A 766-nucleotide genomic window follows, 5' to 3' on the forward strand; every position below is an offset into this window, starting at 1 on the left:
GCATTAATAACTTCCAGCCAACGTATGGCCGTTTGGTAAAGGTCAATAATTGTCGGGTCAATAAATCATCACGAATGTTCATTAAACGTTCGTTTAATTCACTACCCTTGAAAACTGTTTGTTCGCTATCGGTTTCCTTAATTAATTCTCGTCTTTCAGCTTGCGTGGTCTGTTCAAAATCAAGCTCTGGATAAAGCTTTTTCGTCGTGCGATCGACTACTTTATTTAAGAGTTCATCTGCTTTTTTGAGTGAGCTTTCTTGTTGGTTAATTGTCAATAATTGTTTAGTCACATCTTCACCAACCGCATGTTTAATTAAGGTGCTGTTTTCCCAATTAAATAGCATGCGCCGCTTATCATCTAAACTTTCCAAACTAATATAAGTTTTCAGTTCGTGGCTTAACTCTTTGACCACTTTTTTCTCGTTAAACGAGAAGTGTTTACTTAGGCTATCCAAGTGACCTCGATTAATTACTTTTTCTTGATTGTTTTTATAATTCGCTTTGGTCTTACGATATTTCTTAACTTGTTGGTTAAATTCTTTCCTTTTACTCCGCTTACTATTGATTCCCTCATGTTGAGTTGGAACTTCATCTATTCCTTGATTTTCAAAAGATTTTTCACTGATCCGATCCGGAATATTTTTTTGCTCTAAAACCTGATTGACACTAACTGCCCAATTATGACGCCATTCAATTATTTTTTCTTTCTTATCCCAATCGACCATCAGTATCTTTCTACTCTTAGGGTACTTGCTAGTTCCGGT

At 35.8% G+C, this 766-nt stretch carries 1 protein-coding gene; it reads right to left on the reverse strand.

Annotated features, from left to right (window positions below; genetic code table 11):
• Positions 1-766 (reverse strand): MobA/MobL family protein (locus FC85_RS06030; protein ID WP_162255417.1); only part of this gene is annotated, 766 nt, incomplete at both ends.

This window comes from Lentilactobacillus diolivorans DSM 14421 (assembly GCF_001434255.1).
GTDB classification, from domain to species: Bacteria; Bacillota; Bacilli; order Lactobacillales; family Lactobacillaceae; genus Lentilactobacillus; species Lentilactobacillus diolivorans.